At 63.7% G+C, this 16,513-nt stretch carries 18 protein-coding genes; 10 read left to right on the top strand and 8 right to left on the bottom strand.

The annotated features are described in order from the left end of the window. Positions 1 to 160: 160 nt before the first annotated feature. The 4 genes from ligA (at position 161) to EN853_RS06520 (ending at position 4,286) form a co-directional block, all read left to right on the top strand. Positions 161 to 2,368: an NAD-dependent DNA ligase LigA gene (gene ligA / locus EN853_RS06535; RefSeq protein WP_127858714.1), complete on the top strand. Its 2,208-nt coding sequence runs from the start codon at positions 161 to 163 to the stop codon at positions 2,366 to 2,368. Then, positions 2,368 to 3,054, top strand: coding sequence for a TIGR02453 family protein (locus EN853_RS06530; protein WP_127858715.1), 687 nt, complete (start codon positions 2,368 to 2,370; stop codon positions 3,052 to 3,054). Before ligA ends, EN853_RS06530 begins: the two co-directional genes overlap by 1 nt. 210 nt (positions 3,055 to 3,264) lie before the next feature. Continuing rightward, positions 3,265 to 3,993 carry an AzlC family ABC transporter permease gene (locus EN853_RS06525; protein WP_127858716.1) on the top strand — a complete coding sequence of 243 codons (729 nt, stop codon included), beginning with the start codon at positions 3,265 to 3,267 and terminating at the stop codon, positions 3,991 to 3,993. Next, on the top strand, positions 3,990 to 4,286 hold the full coding sequence (locus EN853_RS06520; protein WP_127858717.1) for an AzlD family protein: 297 nt from the start codon (positions 3,990 to 3,992) through the stop codon (positions 4,284 to 4,286). Before EN853_RS06525 ends, EN853_RS06520 begins: the two co-directional genes overlap by 4 nt. 3 nt (positions 4,287 to 4,289) lie before the next feature. Here the strand turns inward: EN853_RS06520 and EN853_RS06515 are convergent, their stop codons facing one another. The 3 genes from EN853_RS06515 to EN853_RS06505 all read right to left on the bottom strand — a co-directional run bounded on the left by EN853_RS06515 (position 4,290) and on the right by EN853_RS06505 (position 7,690). After that, positions 4,290 to 6,134 carry an aminopeptidase P family protein gene (locus EN853_RS06515; protein ID WP_127858718.1) on the bottom strand — a complete coding sequence of 615 codons (1,845 nt, stop codon included), beginning with the start codon at positions 6,132 to 6,134 and terminating at the stop codon, positions 4,290 to 4,292. A gap of 99 nt (positions 6,135 to 6,233) precedes the next feature. Next, positions 6,234 to 7,106, bottom strand: a complete 873-nt coding sequence (locus EN853_RS06510; RefSeq protein ID WP_127858719.1) for a 50S ribosomal protein L11 methyltransferase — start codon at positions 7,104 to 7,106, stop codon at positions 6,234 to 6,236. Continuing rightward, positions 7,106 to 7,690 carry an SCO family protein gene (locus tag EN853_RS06505; RefSeq protein WP_127858720.1) on the bottom strand — a complete coding sequence of 195 codons (585 nt, stop codon included), beginning with the start codon at positions 7,688 to 7,690 and terminating at the stop codon, positions 7,106 to 7,108. Before EN853_RS06505 ends, EN853_RS06510 begins: the two co-directional genes overlap by 1 nt. Positions 7,691 to 7,928: 238 nt before the next feature. Here EN853_RS06505 and EN853_RS06500 point away from each other — a divergent pair, with 238 nt between their 5' ends. The 3 genes from EN853_RS06500 to EN853_RS06490 all read left to right on the top strand — a co-directional run bounded on the left by EN853_RS06500 (position 7,929) and on the right by EN853_RS06490 (position 9,726). Beyond that, positions 7,929 to 8,414, top strand: a complete 486-nt coding sequence (locus EN853_RS06500) for a CreA family protein (protein WP_167524391.1) — start codon at positions 7,929 to 7,931, stop codon at positions 8,412 to 8,414. Positions 8,415 to 8,485: 71 nt separating this feature from the next. Continuing rightward, entirely contained in the window at positions 8,486 to 9,127 is a 642-nt protein-coding gene (locus EN853_RS06495; RefSeq protein ID WP_127858721.1) for a DapH/DapD/GlmU-related protein, read from the top strand. Positions 9,128 to 9,276: 149 nt separating this feature from the next. Next, positions 9,277 to 9,726 carry a low affinity iron permease family protein gene (locus tag EN853_RS06490; RefSeq protein ID WP_167524390.1) on the top strand — a complete coding sequence of 150 codons (450 nt, stop codon included), beginning with the start codon at positions 9,277 to 9,279 and terminating at the stop codon, positions 9,724 to 9,726. On the opposite strand, the gene EN853_RS06485 is transcribed toward EN853_RS06490, so the two are convergent. Next, the gene (locus EN853_RS06485) at positions 9,713 to 10,579 is read right to left on the bottom strand and encodes an SDR family NAD(P)-dependent oxidoreductase (protein ID WP_127858722.1); all 867 of its coding nucleotides are present in this window, start codon (positions 10,577 to 10,579) and stop codon (positions 9,713 to 9,715) included. The two genes, EN853_RS06490 and EN853_RS06485, sit on opposite strands and share 14 nt — an antisense overlap. A 195-nt stretch (positions 10,580 to 10,774) precedes the next feature. Here EN853_RS06485 and EN853_RS06480 point away from each other — a divergent pair, with 195 nt between their 5' ends. Next, complete coding sequence (locus tag EN853_RS06480; RefSeq protein ID WP_127858723.1) at positions 10,775 to 11,056, top strand: hypothetical protein; 282 nt, start codon at positions 10,775 to 10,777, stop codon at positions 11,054 to 11,056. Here the strand turns inward: EN853_RS06480 and EN853_RS06475 are convergent. Next, a complete protein-coding gene (locus EN853_RS06475; protein WP_127858724.1) occupies positions 11,053 to 11,631 on the bottom strand; it encodes a TMEM175 family protein in 579 nt (192 codons plus the stop codon). The two genes, EN853_RS06480 and EN853_RS06475, sit on opposite strands and share 4 nt — an antisense overlap. Before the next feature lie 155 nt (positions 11,632 to 11,786). On the opposite strand from EN853_RS06475, the gene EN853_RS06470 reads away from it, so the two are divergent. Continuing rightward, on the top strand, positions 11,787 to 12,995 hold the full coding sequence (locus EN853_RS06470) for an MFS transporter (RefSeq protein ID WP_127858725.1): 1,209 nt from the start codon (positions 11,787 to 11,789) through the stop codon (positions 12,993 to 12,995). A gap of 3 nt (positions 12,996 to 12,998) precedes the next feature. Here the strand turns inward: EN853_RS06470 and EN853_RS06465 are convergent, their stop codons facing one another. From EN853_RS06465 to EN853_RS06455, 3 genes are all read right to left on the bottom strand, one after another. Continuing rightward, positions 12,999 to 14,471: an MATE family efflux transporter gene (locus EN853_RS06465; protein ID WP_127858726.1), complete on the bottom strand. Its 1,473-nt coding sequence runs from the start codon at positions 14,469 to 14,471 to the stop codon at positions 12,999 to 13,001. 160 nt (positions 14,472 to 14,631) lie between these two features. Next, positions 14,632 to 14,958, bottom strand: a complete 327-nt coding sequence (locus EN853_RS06460) for an Atu4866 domain-containing protein (protein ID WP_245516836.1) — start codon at positions 14,956 to 14,958, stop codon at positions 14,632 to 14,634. Further along, complete coding sequence (locus EN853_RS06455) at positions 14,868 to 15,386, bottom strand: hypothetical protein (RefSeq protein ID WP_245516835.1); 519 nt, start codon at positions 15,384 to 15,386, stop codon at positions 14,868 to 14,870. Before EN853_RS06455 ends, EN853_RS06460 begins: the two co-directional genes overlap by 91 nt. Before the next feature lie 135 nt (positions 15,387 to 15,521). Between EN853_RS06455 and EN853_RS06450 the strand changes: the two genes are divergently transcribed. Further along, positions 15,522 to 16,436: a LysR family transcriptional regulator gene (locus EN853_RS06450; protein ID WP_127858728.1), complete on the top strand. Its 915-nt coding sequence runs from the start codon at positions 15,522 to 15,524 to the stop codon at positions 16,434 to 16,436. Positions 16,437 to 16,513: the final 77 nt, after the last annotated feature.

Genomic DNA, 16,513 nt, shown 5'->3' with positions numbered 1-16,513 from the left:
AGGAATGATTTTTGTGCGAGCCGACTCCCCCATGCCGAATCCTGATTTATAGTGGCCCGCCGCCAGGCGCGCCGCGCTTGGGTTATTGTCTCTATGCATCTCGTTGTCCCAAACCGCACGACATTTTTGGGCGACATGCATTGGCCGAGGACCGCGCTTCATGTCGGAAAAACCAGTCGAATCTCTGAGCGAAAGCGAAGCCGCGGATGAACTGAGGCGACTGGCAACGGAGATCGCCGAGCACGACCGGCGCTATCACACAGAGGACGCGCCGACGATCTCTGACGCCGAGTATGACGCGCTGGCGCGGCGCAACCTCGCCATAGAAGAACGCTTTCCCGATCTCGTGCGCGAGGATTCGCCGTCGCGCCGGGTCGGCGCGCCGCCTGCGGAAGGCTTTGCCAAGGTGCGCCACGCTGTGCCGATGCTCAGTCTCGCCAAGGCCTATACCGATCAGGACGTCGCCGATTTCATCGAACGCGGCCGGCGCTTCTTCGATCGCGACAAGGATCTCGACATCGCCTTCACCGCCGAGCCGAAGATCGACGGCCTGTCGGCCTCGCTGCGCTATGAGAACGGCGTGTTCATGCAAGGCGCGACGCGTGGCGACGGCGCTGTCGGCGAGGACATCACCGCCAATCTGAAGACGATCGCCGACATTCCGAAGACGCTGAAGGGCTCGGGCTGGCCGGAGGTCATCGAAGTCCGCGGCGAGGTCTACATGACCTATGCCGAATTCGAGGCGCTGAAGGAGCGCTCAGCTGCGGTCGGCGGCCAGGACTACGTCAATCCGCGCAACACGGCGGCCGGATCGCTGCGCCAGAAGGATCCGTCGGTCACGGCCAGCCGCAACCTCAAATTCTTTGCCTATGCCTGGGGCTACACGACCGCCGATCCGGCGCCGACCCAATATGATTCGGTGCAGAAATTCAGCGAGTGGGGCTTCAAGGTCAGTCCGCTGATGGTGCGGGCGAAGTCGATCGAGGAACTCATCGCGCAGTATCATCATATCGAGGAGTTGCGCTCGTCGCTCGGCTACGACATCGACGGCGTCGTCTACAAAGTCGATCAGCTCGAACTGCAGCGCCGCTGGGGTTTCGTCACCGGCGAGCCGCGCTGGGCGGTGGCTCATAAATTCCCGGCCGAGCAGGCGATGACGACGGTCGAGAGGATCGATATCCAGGTCGGCCGCACAGGCACGTTGGCGCCGGTGGCGCGGCTGGCGCCGGTGACGGTCGGCGGCGTGGTGGTCGAGAACGTCACGCTGCACAATGAAGACTATATCAAGGGTTTCGACAGCAACGGCCAGCCGATCCGCGACGGCATCGACGTCCGCATCGGCGACACGGTCGTCATCCAGCGGGCGGGGGACGTCATCCCGCAGATCGTCAGCGTCGTCATCGACAAGCGTCCCGCCAATGCCGTGCCTTACGAATTCCCGCACACCTGCCCGGTCTGCGGCTCGCCGGCGACGCGTGAGATCAACGAGAAGACCGGCAAGGAGGATTCACGGCGTCGCTGCACCGGCGAGCTGATCTGCGCCGCGCAGGCGGTGGAGGGGCTGCGCCACTTCGTGTCGCGTGGCGCGCTGGATATCGAAGGCCTGGGCGCGGAAAACATCGACCTCTTTTTCAATGCCGGACTGGTGAAGACGGCTGCCGATATCTTCACGCTCAAGGACCGGCGGCCGGCCGTCACCAAGGCCTTGGCCGAGCGGCGTGAGGAGCAGGCAAGGCTGCGCGAAGAGGCATCGGGCAAGGCGCGCAAGAATGTGCGCAGCGTCGAGGAACGCAACTATGAAGGCCTCGACAAGTTGTTCGCGGCCATCGATGCGCGCCGCGAGCCGGAGCTCGACCGCTTCATCTTCGCGCTCGGCATCCGCCATATCGGCGAGACGACGGCTGCGGTGCTTGCCCGCCAATTCTCGACCATCGAGGAACTGATCCGCATCGGCAAGGAAACGGCGAAGGCGGAAGACCCGCACACCGTCTTCCCGTCGATCAACGGCATCGGCGACACGGTGATCAACGCGCTGCGCGATTTCTTCGGCAACGAGCGCAACGACGATGTGCTCGATGCGCTGCTCGCCCAAGTCCATCCGAAACCATATGTCGTCGAGATTTCGGCCGGCAGCGAGGTCTCCGGCAAGACGGTGGTATTCACAGGCACGCTGGAAAAGATGACGCGCTCCGAGGCCAAGGCGATGGCGGAACGGCTGGGCGCGAAGGTCGCGAGTTCGGTTTCGGCGAAGACCGATCTGGTGGTGGCGGGACCGGGCGCCGGCTCCAAGCTGAAGACCGCGACCGATCTCGGCATCGAAGTGATCGATGAGGACACGTGGCTGCAGCGGATCGGTAGGGGCGACTGATGGCCGGTGCGTTCAAAGGCTTCGGGCAGAAGGCCATCCCGTTCCTGAAGGCGCTCGACTTCCACCAGAGCCGCGAGTGGTTCCAGGAGAACCGCGACCTTTATCAAAGCGAGCTGCACGAGCCGTTCTGCGATCTGGTCGAGACGCTCAGCGAGCGGTTTGAGAAGGCAAAACTCGGCCTGCGCGGCGACCGCAAGAGGTCGCTGTTCCGCATCAATCGCGATGTACGCTTCTCCAAGGACAAGAGGCCCTACAACCGGCATCTGTCGGCCATCCTGTCGCCGGACGGCACCAAGATGGAGCAGGGTGTCTTCTACGTGCATATCGGTCTCGAGCGCTGCTTCGCGGGTGTTGCTTGGTGGCAACCGGGCCCGGAACTGTTGCAGGCGATGCGCAAGGCGATCGTGACGAAGCCGGCGGCGTTCCGCGCCATGGCAACGGCGCTGAAGAAGGGCGGTCTGGCGCTCGATCAGGAAGACTGCCTGAAGCGTGCGCCGCGGGGCTTCGAGGAGGTCACCGAAGCAGATCTCGCCCAGGCTGTCCGCAACCGCCATTTCGTGGTCCGGCACGACATCGATCCGGCCACGATTTATTCGCCGGCGCTGGTCGACGACCTTGTCGATTTCACCTTGCGCGCCAAGCCGTTGCTCGACTGGGGCAGGGCGCTCCAAGGCAAGGCTGTGTGAGCCATCCGACAGGCCGGCGATCAGTTCCGCTGATCGTCGGGTCAAGCGAATTGGTGTGACAAGGAAGGCGACGCTCCCTACATCAAGCCGCCTGAAAGCGCGTCGCCTGAACCCGTTTCAAGCGACGCGCTTCAAGTTCTTGTTTTGATGCATGCCGTTATCCCGGACCCGCTGCGCACTTCTGGGCGACATGCAAAAGGGAGCAGTTGAATGTCAGCGGAAGCAATCTGCGAAGGCCGCGCGAGAAGCGATTTCTGGGACGGCGTGCGGCTGTCGATGCCGGTGGTCGTCGCTTCGGCGCCGTTCGCCGTGTTGTTTGGCGCTTTAGCCGTCGACAACGGGTTTTCAGTCCTCGAAGCCTTTTTGATGAGCGCGCTGATTTTCGGCGGCGCCAGCCAGATGGTCGGCATCGAACTGTTCGGCCAGCATGTCGCACCGTGGCTGATCGTGCTGTCGATCTTCGCCGTGAATTTCCGCCATGTGCTCTATTCCGCCGGCCTCGGGCGGCGAATCGCGCATTGGCCGGTTGTGCAGCAGGCGCTCGGCTTCTTCATCATGACCGATCCGCAATATGCCGTTTCGGAGGCCAAGGCGGTGTCCGGGGAGACGGTGGGCTTTGCCTGGTATCTCGGGCTCGGCCTGCCGGTCTACGTGTTCTGGGTGATCGAAAGCGCGCTTGGCGCGGTGTTCGGCAAGCTCATCCCCGACACGCACGCGCTGGGCATCGACTTCCTGCTGCCGATCTATTTCCTCGGTCTTGTCATGGGCTTCCGCAAGCGGCCGCTCTGGCTGCCGATCGTCGCGGCAAGCGCTGTCGCCTCCATCGTCGCCTACAAGACGGTGGGCTCGCCCTGGCACGTCTCCATCGGCGCCGTTGCCGGTGTGCTGCTCGCCGTCATACTGCCGCCGCACCACAGCGGCGTGGGGGAACGGCCATGAGCACCACCTTCTGGATCATCATCGCAGGTGCGATCGCCACCTATCTCACCCGCGTCGGCGGGCACCTGGTCATCTCGCGCTTCGACAACGTCCATCCGCGTGTCGAGGCCGGCTTGAACGCGGTGCCGGCGGCGGTGCTGACGACGCTGGTGGCGCCGGCTGTGCTTGGCGCCGGCCCCGCCGAATGGGCGGCGCTGATCGTCACGGCGATAGTCTCGCTGCGCGGCGGCCTGATGGCGATGTTCCTGGCCGGCGCTGCAGTCTTGATTCTGGCCAGGCAGTTCGTCGGGTAGCAATCAGATTTTCGCGTCGTGCGGCAGCGGCGCTGTCGCCTTCTCCAGCCAGGCCAGCGTTTCGCCGTCCACCATCGGACCGATCTCCGCCAAGACCCGCGCGTGATACTGGTCGAGCCAGTGCAGCTCGTCGCGCGTCAGAAGGTCGGTGCGGATGAGGCGCTTGTCGATTGGCGCCAGCGTCAACGTCTCAAAGCCATGCGTGGCGATATCGCCGCCCTCGATCGGCTCGGCGGGCGTCACCAGGATCAGGTTCTCGATGCGGATGCCGTAGGCGCCTTCCTTGTAGTAGCCGGGCTCGTTGGACAGCATCATGCCGGCAAGCAGCTTCTCGGTGCCGGTGCGGGCGATGCGCTGCGGGCCTTCGTGGACCGCGAGATAGGAGCCGACGCCATGGCCGGTGCCATGGGCAAAGTCGCAGCCATGCTTCCACAGCGCTATGCGGGCGACCGCATCGATCTCCGAGCCGCGGGTGCCTGCCGGAAAGCGCAGCATCGAGATGCCGATCATGCCTTTCAGCACCAGCGTGAAGCGCTCGCGCATCTCCTCGGTCGGCTGGCCGATCGGAACGGTGCGGGTGATGTCGGTGGTGCCGTCCTGGTACTGTCCGCCGGAATCGAGCAGGAACAGCTCGCCGTTCTGAAGCTTGCGGCTGGTGGCGCGCGACACGCGGTAGTGCATGATGGCGCCGTTCGGGCCGGCGCCGGAAATGGTGTCGAAGGAGACGTCGCGCAACGGCATCTGCGTTTCCTCGCCGGTCTGACGGCGCACCTCCTCGAGCCTGGTGACGACGTCGATTTCGTCGAGCTTTCCCGGCTCCTGCCGGTCGAGCCAGCAGAGCAGCTTGGCGATCGCCGCGCCGTCGCGGCGGTGCGCGGCGCGGCTGCCGGCGATCTCGGCCTGGTTCTTGGTGGCGCGCGGGATGCGGGCGGGGTCGGCGGCCGAAACGACCTTGCCGCCATTGTCCTCGACCAGCATCTTGAGCTTTTCCGCCGCCAGCACGGGATCGAGCGCGATTTTCGCGCCATCGTCGGCAAGCCCAGCGATGGCTGCGTCGAACTCGCCCGGATCGTGCAGGTCGGCAAGCTGGGTGAGATAGGCCGCGACCTGGCGCGAGAATTTGCGCGGGTCCATGAAGAGCTGGTGCTTGCCGTCGGCGGCAAGGATGGCGAAGCCCAGCGCCAGCGGCGTGTGCGCCACGTCGCCACCACGGATGTTGAACGCCCAGGCTATTGAAGAGGGGTCGGTGAGCGCCGCATGGGTCGCGCCCTCCTTTTCGATGGCGCCCGCCAGCCGCGCCAGCTTGTCCTTGGCGAGCTCGCCGGCAAAGGCGATCGGGTGGAGCTCCACCGGTGCGCGCGGCGGCTCGGGCTGGTCCTTCCAGATGATATCGATCGGGTTCTTGTCGAGCGGCACCAGCGTCGCGCCGGATTGCTCAGCCGAGGCCTTCAGCGCCTTGACCTCGCCGATCGTGTGCAGCCACGGATCGAAGCTGAGTCTTGCGCCCTTGCCGAGATTGTCCTTGATCCAGGAGGCCGGCGGATTGTCGATGAGGCTTTCGACGGTGAAGATCGAAAGGTCGACTTCGCTGCGCACCTGCAGTGTGTAGCGGCCGTCGACGAAGATGAAGGCGCGGTCGCGCTGGATGATGGCGACGCCGGCCGAGCCGCTGAAGCCGGTCAGCCATTTCAGCCGCGCCGAACGGTCGGCGACATATTCGCCCTGATGCTCGTCGGCGCGCGGTACCATGAAGCCGTCCAGGCCGTTCTCAGCCAGCCATTGGCGCAGCATCGCCACGCGCGGCTTGCCGACTGCGGGATCGCCGGCAGAATCAAAGGTCTGGAACATTTTGGCATCTCCCTCGTATGGCTTGCCGCGACCGTAGCGCATGGCTTTGCAAACCGGAATCGATTTCGGCAGGGCCAGACAGTTGGATGATGCTGGGTCTTAGCGCTTCAGGTGAATCGTCACCCAGCCCTCGCGATGCAAGGTACGGACGTGGCGGAAGCTCTGGCCGACATAGGCTGAGATCACGGCATCGCGCTGCCGGTCGAGGATGCCTGAGAGCACCAGCGAGCCGCCGAGCCTGATGTGCCTGGCCATCTCCGGCGCCAGCCGCATCAGCGGCCGCGCCAGGATGTTGGCGACGATCAGGTCGAATGGCGCGCGCCTGCCGAAGATCGGGTGATGGAAGCCCGGCGCCGTCACCGTCTCGACCAGCGCCTTCACGTGGTTAAGCCTCGCATTGGCGGCGGCGACGCGGACAGCGACCGGGTCGATGTCGGTTGCCAGCACTGGAATATGCGAGAGCTTGGCCAGTGCGATCGCCAGCACCGCGCTTCCCGTGCCGAGATCGAGCGCGTTGCGTGGACGCTCGCGTCGCACCACCTGGTCCAGCATTTCTAGGCAGCCGGCGGTGGTGCCGTGATGGCCCGTGCCGAAGGCAAGGCCAGCCTCGATCTCGATGGCGAGATCGCTGCTATGGCGCTTGTCACGATCATGCGCGCCATGGACGAAGAAACGCCCGGCGCGGACCGGCTTCAGTCCTTCGAGCGAGCGCGCCACCCAGTCGATATCGGGCAGCGTTTCGCGCCCAAGAGATTTCGGCAGACCGAGACCGGCAAGGACATCCTTCACCCGCGCTTCAATAGGATCGATGTCGCCATCGGCATAGAGCGACACTTCGTGGATGTCTTTTTCCTCGTCGATCTCCAGCACGGCGATGGGCAGGCCGTCATCCTCGAAGGCCTGATCGAGCGCGGCGAAGATGCGGTCGGCTTCGATCTTGCCGGCTGTAAAATGAAGCCTGGTCTGTCCCATCAGGTTTGGTCGCCTGCAGCCAATCGCTTCAGCTTGGCAATGGCGGCGTCGGCGCTTTCGCCGTAGGCAATGGTGCCGGCGAACTCGCCCTTCGAGTTGAGGAGCAGCACGGAGGCCGTGTGGTCCATGGTGTAGTCGCCGTCGCCGGTGTCCACCTTTTTCCAGTAGATGCCGAAGGCCTTGGCCATGGCATGGACCTTGTCCGGATCGCCGGTGATGCCGGTGATGCGGTCGGAGAAATTGCTGACATAGGAATTCATGATCTCTGGCGTGTCGCGTTCCGGGTCCACTGTGACGAAGTAGGCGCTGAGGTTCTTGCCGCTGTCGCCCATCGTCTTCAGCCAGCCGGCGAGCTCAAACAGCGTTGTCGGGCACACTTCCGGGCAATGGGTAAAGCCGAAGAAGACGACGCTCGGATGTCCCCTGAACGCGGCTTCGGTGATCGGCGCTCTTTTCTGGTCGATCAGCGCGAAGGAGCCGCCATATGGCTCGCCGCTGTAGTGGCTCCGGTACCAGTCGAAGGTGAGCCAGCCGATGCCCGCCGCCATCAGGACGAGAATGCCGACCAGAATTGAGCGCATCATCAGAATCGATCCGTCGTGACTGCCATGGCGCGCCGCATTGGACACAAGCCAGGTTTTGGCGACAGTCTTAACGGTTTGGCGTCGCGGGCGCAAAGATGTCGCGTTGCCGCAACCGTGGCGGCCTGCCGCCTCCGAACGCTGCACCCGTGCCTGGCATCGCCTCCGTCGTCGAACGGCTTGCAAATGCCATGGTCTTATCCCACCTGACATCGGCAGAACGCGAACCGAGGAGGCTCCCTTGCGAAAACTGATCGGCTTATTCGCCGCATGCCTTGCCTTTGGCGCCGGCGCCGCGGTGGCGGACGAAGTCGGCAAGGTCGGCGTCGACTGGGTCGGCAACGACATCATGATCGACGCCATCAAGGATCCGAAAGTCGACGGCGTCACCTGCCATGTCGCCTATTTCGACCGCAGCATCATCGACCGGCTGCACAAGGGCAATTGGTTCGAGGATCCGTCGGATTCCTCGATCTCCTGCCGCCAGACCGGGCCGATCACCATCGGCGACATCGATATGGGTGAAGGCGGCGAGGAGGTGTTCAAGCAAGGCCTCAGCCTGATCTGGAAGAAGCAGGTGGTGAACCGCATCTACGACAAGAAAAACGAGACGCTGATCTATCTGTCGCATTCGCGCCAGGTGCAGAACGGCTCGGCGAAGATGTCGGTCACCACGGTGCCGCTCTACGGCCAGAACGTTGTGTGGACCAAGGGCAAGCCGCAATAGACGTCCAGCCCAGCCGGGCGGACGATTGGTCCCGGCTTGCGGGACCAATCGTCCGGGCGTAAAGCCGCGCCATGGACCGTCCCGAACACCTCGTGCTCAAAGATCCCGAGCCGCGCATTCATCCGACCGCGGAGCTGAAGGGGTGCAAGCTCGGTCGCTATGCCTCGATCGGCGAGCGGGTGATCCTGCGTGAGGTCACGGTCGGCGACTTCTCCTATTTCGAGCGGCATTCGGAAGCGATCTACACGACGATCGGCAAGTTCTGCTCGATCGCCGCCAACAGCCGCATCAACGCGCTCGAGCATCCGATCGAGCGGTTGACCCAGCACAAGGTCAGCTACCGGCCGAACGAATATTTCCGCTGGCTCGGCGTCGACGCGGCCTTTCGCGAGCGGCGGCAGGCAAAGCCGGTCAGCGTCGGGCATGATGTCTGGATCGGCCATGGCGCCGTCGTCATGCCAGGGATGACAATCGGCAATGGCGCCGTGATCGGCGCGAATGCAGTGGTGACCCACGACGTGCCGCCTTACGCAATCGTCGCCGGCGCTCCGGCCAAACCTCTGCGCCGGCGGTTCGCCGCCGACACAGCGGCGCGCATCGAGAGGCTTGCCTGGTGGGACTGGGCGCCGGAGAAACTGGCAAAGGCCGTTCCCGATATGCAGTCATTGGCGATCGAGGCCTTCCTCGATCGTTGGGAAAACGAAACTTCCTGACATTTTGCGAGTTCGGTACCCCTTCCGCCCTGCGGGGGTGGCGCAGCGGCAGACATGTGCGCCGGAAAATTCGAACGTCGGGAACCGGAGGTGCCGGCGCCTTGTTTCTCTTCCGAAATGCCGCGCGATGGCGGCTCGTCGAGGGATAGATGATCGAGAGACTTTTCACCAGGATCGCAAATTGGGTGGCACATCTTGCCGGCATGCCGCCGACCTTCGCCATCTGCGTGTTGATCATCGTCGCCTGGGCGTTGAGTGGCCCAATCTTCGGCTTCTCGGACACCTGGCAACTGGTCATCAACACCGGCACAACCATCGTCACCTTCCTGATGGTGTTCCTCATCCAGAACACGCAAAATCGTGACAGCGCGGCGATCCAGACCAAACTCGACGAATTGATCCGGGTGAGCCGGGCCCACAACACCTTCATCGGCATTGAGCATCTGACCGAATCCGAGGTCGAGGAGATTCGCGACAAATGCGAAAAGGCCGCAAAGCGGCATGACCGGGAGGTCGCCCAGGCAGCCGTCAAGAAGGCCGCAGCGGGGAAGAACGGTTCCAAGAAGAAGCAGCCTGAACGGCCCGTCAGCGGTTCATGAAGGCCGCGAACGCGTCCTTATGCTCCGGATGCCAGCGCGACAGGGCGGGGCGGTTTTCGATGATGTCGCCGATCGCCCAGGCCATGCGCTTTTCATCCATGGGCCGAGCAACCTCGTTGTCCGGGCAAAGGATATAAAAGTCGTTCTGCTTCAGAGATGCCAGCATGAAATCGATCACCTGCTCGCCCGTCCAGGCGCCGGCAGGCTTTTCCGTCGCGCCCTCGGTCAGCCCGGTAAAGGTGAAGCCTGGGATCAGCAGGTGAGCGGAAACCTTCGCTCCAGGCTCGTTGCGGAGCGCATGCGCCAGCCCCTCGGTGAAGGTCTTCACGCCTGCCTTGGAGACGTTGTAGGCGAGGTTGCCGGGCGGCGTGGTGATGCCTTGCTTGGAGCCGGTATTGATGATCAGGCCGGGCTTGCCTGCGGCCAGCATGCGCGGCGCGAAAGCCTCGACGCCATGCACGACGCCCCAGAAGTTGATGTCCAGAAGCCGCTTCCAGGCGTCACGGTTTTCCCACGGCTTGCCCGGGTTGTTGCCGACGCCGGCATTGTTCATCACGACCGAGACCGCGCCGAATGCGCCGTATGTGAGTTCCGCCAGCCGGTCGACCTCCTCGGCCCTGGAGACGTCTGTCGGAACTGGCAAGACGGCGTCGCCCCCGGCAATGGCGGCGATCGCCTGTCGGGCCTGGTCGAGGCGTACGCCGCCGATATCGGCAATCACCGTCTTCATGCCCATGGCCGCGAACCGCTTCGCGGCGGCGAGGCCGATGCCGCTTGCCCCGCCGGTGATGACGGCGACATTGCCGGAGGCGAAGGCGGGCAGGGCGGTCTGGATTTCGGCGTCGCTGGTCATTGTCCATGTCCTTTTTTTGGTCGAGCCGAACTTAACGCCGGCGGGAGCCGAGACAAGCCTCGATCGCCGCAATGGTTGACCGCGATAGCGGCAACAGGTTTGACCGCGATAGCGGCAACAGGTTGACCGCGATGGCGGCAACGGGTTGACCGCGGCGGCACCCCCCGCGCATGCTGCCGGGAAAGGAGCTCAACATTGACCGACTGGATCGGCATCCTGAAAGAGCAAACCGCCACCGGCGACCAGATGGGCCGCGAGGTGCCGAAGATGCTCGCCAACCCCGATATCAACGAGGCGCAGGTCAAGACGCTGTTCGCGGCGCTGGAGCAACAGGCTGACTTCGCCGAGAAGCTGCGCCTGGCGCTGGAAAAGTTCGGCCACGATTTTCCCGTCATCAAGGCAGCCGAGCGGCTGGAGGAGCGCTATGCCGATCTCGCTGCCTCGGTTGCCGAGAAGCTGAAGGCGATGCGCGGCTAGTTTTTTTCGATCAGCCTCTCGAAACGCTTGTCCGGCACGAACCAGACGACCGCCACCAGGACGTAGATCGCGACGCTGATCCACTGGTTGAGCAAGGTTAGCAGAACGGCGGCAATGTAGAGCGCCAGTGAGATCTTGCCCTTTTTGTCATGCCCCACAGCCCTGGCAAAGGTCGTGTCGGCGCCGTGCAGATGGCCCAGCTTGGCGACCAGAATGGTGTAGGCGACCGCGCAAAGCACCAGGTCGACGCCGTACACGGCGACCGGCACCGGGGCGAAATGGTTCTCGCCCATGAAGGCCGTGGTCACGGGCATCAGCGACAGCCAGAACAGCAGGTTGAGGTTGGCCCACAAGACCCGGCCATCGACGCGCTGCACGGTGTGGAACATGTTGTGCAGATTGTTCCAGTAGATGCCGACATTGATGAAGGACAGGACATAGCTGAAGAAGATCGGCCAGAGCGGCACCAGCGCCGCCAAGTCCTCGCCGTGCGGCACTTTTAGTTCCAGCACCATGATGGTGATGATGATGGCGACCACGCCATCGGTGAATGCTTCGACCCGTCCCTTGCCCATGATTCCTCCGTCGCCGGTCGGCAGACGTTACGGGAGGACAATGCACAAGGCCATACTGACAGGATTGTCAGGAGTGCGATCGGTGGGCGGAACAGCGCCATTACATAGACGTTGGCCAGCAGGGGCGTTGGGCTTGCAACCAGCCGGAGTTAGCCATGACCAGCTACGCTCAGACCATGACGCGTGACAATGAGCTAGGCGGCGGCGCCGCAAGGGCCGCCGTCGCGGCGATGATCGCCGCGCTCTTTGCCGGCAGCACGGCGCTAACGCCGCTCTATGTGATCTACAAGCAGGCCTTCGGCTTCTCGCAGATCACGCTGACGCTCGTCTATGCGGTCTATGTGGTCGGAAATCTTGCGGCGCTGCTGTTTTTCGGCCGGCTATCGGATGTTGTCGGCCGCCGTCCGGCGGCCATGACGGCAATGGGCGTCGCGGTGGTCAGCGCGTTGTTCTTCCTGTTGGCCGAAGACCTGGCCTGGCTCGATATCGCTCGCATCCTCAGCGGGCTTGGCATCGGCGTCGGCGCGGGAACCGGCACCGCCTGGCTCGCCGAACTGATCGAAGGGGAGGACAAGTCGCGCGCCGCCATCATTGCCACCAGCACCAACTTCGTTGGTCTGGGCGTCGGCGCGCTCGTGTCGGGGCTGCTCGCCGAATATGCGCCTTGGCCGCTCAGGCTGGCATTCGCCGTCTATCTTGTGCTGCTGGCGCTGGTCACGCTGCTGATATGGCGAACGCGCGAGACGGTCTCCAGGCCAGGGCGGCTTTCCGACGTCCCGATGCGGCCGCGACTTTCGGTTCCGGCACCTATCCGGGCGCGGTTCGTGGCGCCGGCGGTGACCGGCTTCGGCGCCATGGCGCTGGTCGGCTTCTACGCCGCGCTGGCGCCCAGCATCCTGGCGCAGCAACTGCACGTGACCAACCACGCGGAGGCCGGCGGATTGTTCTTCGAACTGTCGATCGTCGCCGCCGCAACGATTCTTGCGACCGCGCGCCTGTCCAGCCGCCACACCATGCTAGCCGCGCTGCTGCTGATGATCCCGACGGTTGCCTTGATCGTTGCGGCGCAAGTCTTCGCTTCGACGGCCATCATGATCGGTGGCACCGCCCTATGCGGCGTGGCGGCTGCCCTCGGCTATCGCGGCGGCCTGCAAGTGGTGAACCAGATCGCGCCGGCCGACCGCCGCGCCGAAGTGGTTTCGGCCTTCTTCATCTGCTGCTTCTGCGGCAACGCGCTGCCTGTCATCGGCATCGGCGTGCTGTCGAGCTGGACGAGCGCCACCGTGGCGAGCCTGGCCTTCGCCGGCATGATCACGGTGTTTTCGCTGGTAGCGCTGGGGTTCGGCGCGCGCTATGCGCGCTGAACTTCAGCCGTTCGGCGTCCTCTGCAGGAGCTGCGCGCGCTGGCGCGGCACGCCGAGGCCGGTGTCAGGCGGCTCGCCGGCGGCCGGCCGCGCCTCGATCATATGCATGGTCCGCCAGCGGCCGAAGCGATAATAGGCGACGGCCAGCACCAGCGAGGCGATCGAGCCCGCCGGGAAACTCCACCACAGCGCCTCCTGGCCGATGACGCTGCGCATGGAATAAGCAAAGCCGGTACGCACGATCAGCACCGAGATGATCAGGATGATCAGCGGCGGCATCACGGCGCCGGTGGCGCGGACCGTGGCGAACAGCACGATGGTGACGCCGAACAGGATGAAGGACCAGGACGCCACCTTGTTGATATGGGCCGCAATGTCGATCGCCGTGCTGTCGGTGCTCAGGAAAAGGCCGAGCACCGGGCGGTCGAAGAGGAAGATCAGCGCCACCAGCGCGCCGGTGAGCACGAGATTGAAGCCGACGCCCGAGGCTGCCACCTTGCCGATCCGGTCCCAGCGTCCAGCGCCGACATTCTGCGCCGCCATCGAGGAGACCGCGCCGCCGATGGCGAGCGCCGGCATCTGGATGTAGGTCCAGAGCTGCGCCGCGATGCCGTAGGCGGCCGCGACCTGCGAACCGTAGGAGTTGACGATCCCCATCACGGTCAACGCCGCGGTCGAGATGACGATCATCTGCAGGCCCATCGGGATGCCCTTGGAGACGACGATGCGCAAGAGCACCGGGTCGGGCCTGAGCAGGGCGAGGTCGGCGCCCGCCAGACGCAACGGGTGCTTGCGGGCATAAAGAACGATCAGGATGGCGATCACGCTCACGGTCTGGCCCATCAAGGTGGCAGTGGCCGAACCGGCAATGCCAAGCTCGGGGAAAGGGCCGATGCCGCGGATCAGCAGCGGGTTCAAGACGACGTCGAGCACGACCGCCAGCGCCATGAAGACAAACGGGGTGCGCGAATCGCCGGCGCCGCGCAGCACCGTCATCACGAAGGACAGAAGGTTCATCATCGGCACGGCGACAAAGATGATGCGCAGATAGGCGTGCGCCAGCGGCAGGGCATCCGCCGGCGTGCCAAGGCCGGTAAGGATGGCGTCGACCCAGGCCCAGCCGCAGACCGCGAACATTATCGAAACCAGGAAGAAGAAGGTGGCGCTTGTGCCGACGATGCGCCTGGCCTCTGCCAGATCGCGGGCGCCGACGGACTGCGCGACGAGGATGGTTGCTGCCATGCCGATGCCGAACACCGTGCCGAGGATCAGGAACAGCACCAGATTGGCGTTGGAGGTCGCCGTCAGCGCCGCTTCGCCGAGGAAGCGGCCCACCCAGACGGCGTTGATCGAGCCGTTGAGCGACTGCAGCACATTGGAGCCCAGCACCGGCAAGGCGAACAACAGCAGCGTGCGCGGGATCGGGCCGCTGGTCAGGTCGCGGGTTCGCCGGCGAGCGGGCTTGTCGTCATCCATGGCGGGCACCGAAAATGAATCAGACCCGCGATGCTATCGCAGGCCTGATGCGCGTGCACCCATCTCCAGCCAGATCTGTGCCTGCGGTACCGCCCGCAGCGTGAGCATATTGGAAGGGCCAGGCGTGAAAATTCACGCCTGGCAGGCATATCTCCAGCGTCTATTGTCGATAGAGGATCATGCCGGCGTGATGCAGGATACCGTCAATGAACTCGCCATCTGCGGTGAAGCCGGTGTCGTCCCAATAGTCGATATGGCTCGCGTTTATTTCGTAGCGCCCCTCGTAGGCCCGCTCACGATTGCCGCGCGCCTCGACATAGCGCCCGGTCGACAGGAGTTCATGCAGGATATGGCCGTCCGCCGTAACCCACACGCCGACGTAAGGATGGGTAGTGCTCATTTGCCTTCCGCCTTCTGCCGATAGTAGTGCGCAATATCCTCCGGCTTGACCACCCGCGCGTAGTTCAGCTCCTGACGGATCTTCCACGCGCCGTCGACGCAGGCCCAGCCGAGCTGCGAGCGTCCGTCGAATGCGATGACCTTTCCGTTGAGGCGGCTGATCCGCCCGACAAAACCGATCGTCGTCGAGGCGACATTATCTCCGGCAATCTGATCGTCGCCGCCGGTGAGCGCGTGGAAAACGGAGCGTGCGCCATTTTGCAGATCTTCCCAGTTCGCACCGTAGACAGCGGCGTTGTCGAAAAGCTGCGTCGTGCCAGGTGCGAAATTGTCGTAGAAAACGCCTCGGGGCGTGTTCACATCATAGTAGCGGCTCATCTTCTCGGCGAAGACGAATGTCGGATCTCCCTCATGGCGTTCCCACCCCTCCATGATCCATGATTTGTGAAGGGCAAGTGGAGCATTGGCTCCGTCCATCGGACAGGGTTGAGCCGCGACCGGTTCAGCCAAAGCCAACAGGCAGGCTGCAAGAAGTAGTGATTTCATGTCGATATTCCTTCTGGTTGTCGAAAAGGCACCAAAAGGTTGGACGAAAATCGATGTTGCGTGTATCTGTCGAATGCTCGACCGGGTGGTTAGCAAGATTTGACAATGCACATTGACTACAATCTTCTCCCCGTCTTTCTCGCCGTAGCTGAGGAGGACAACTTTCGCGCCGCCGCTGATCGTCTAGGTGTCACCCGCTCTGCCGTCAGCCAGGGAATACGACGGCTTGAAGATGGTATCGGTGCCACTCTGGTCACGCGAACCACCAGAGCCGTGCGCCTGACCGAGGCGGGACAGCGGCTCTATGATACGCTCTGTCAGCCGATGTCCGATATCGTGCAGGCGCTTGAAAGTGTCGATGGCGACCAATCCCCGTGGGGGAGACTGAGGATCGCGGTCACCTCGATTGCGGAGCCGTTTCTGTCCGGTCCTTTGTTGGCGGCCTTCGCGGAAGCGCATCCGCGCGTGATTGTCGATGTCACCGTAACGGATGAAGAGTTCGACATCGTTGCCGCCGGGTTCGATGCCGGGGTTCGGTTGGGCGAGGTGATAGAGCAGGACATGATCGCGGTGCCCGTCGGTGGACAAGTGAGAGAGGCTGTCGTCGCTTCTCCTGAATATCTCGCGGTGAACGGTATGCCGGAACACCCCCGCGATCTGGTCCGCCACCGCTGCATTGGTTGGCGCCGTTCGCCGGAAATCGCGCCTTACCGATGGGAGTTCGAAGAAAACGGCACCTCCTTCAACGTCGCGGTTGAGCCGCAGATCACCACCAATGACCTGCGGCTCATGCTGCGCAGTGCTCTGGCCGGGGCTGGTATCACCTTCGCCGCGGAGGAGACTTTTCGCCCCTATATCGAGAGCGGCGCGCTCGTCTCCTTGCTCGAGCAATATCTGCCGTCATTTCCGGGCTTTTTTCTATATTTCCCAAACAGAAGAAATATGGCTCCGAAACTGCGGGCCCTGGTCGATCATATCAAGGCCGGCAATACAGGTGGACGTCGCGCTCGATCGCGCTGACCGCCACGAGTGTATCGCAGGCCCGCGTGTCATCGCGGGCCTGTTTCATATGCATCCACCAAGATCGGTGCCCGCGA

It is taken from the genome of Mesorhizobium sp. M1C.F.Ca.ET.210.01.1.1, assembly GCF_004791585.1.
GTDB lineage: Bacteria > Pseudomonadota > Alphaproteobacteria > Rhizobiales > Rhizobiaceae > Mesorhizobium.
Note: the sequence above shows the minus strand (reverse complement) of the source record. Positions and strands in the feature narration are given on the sequence as shown.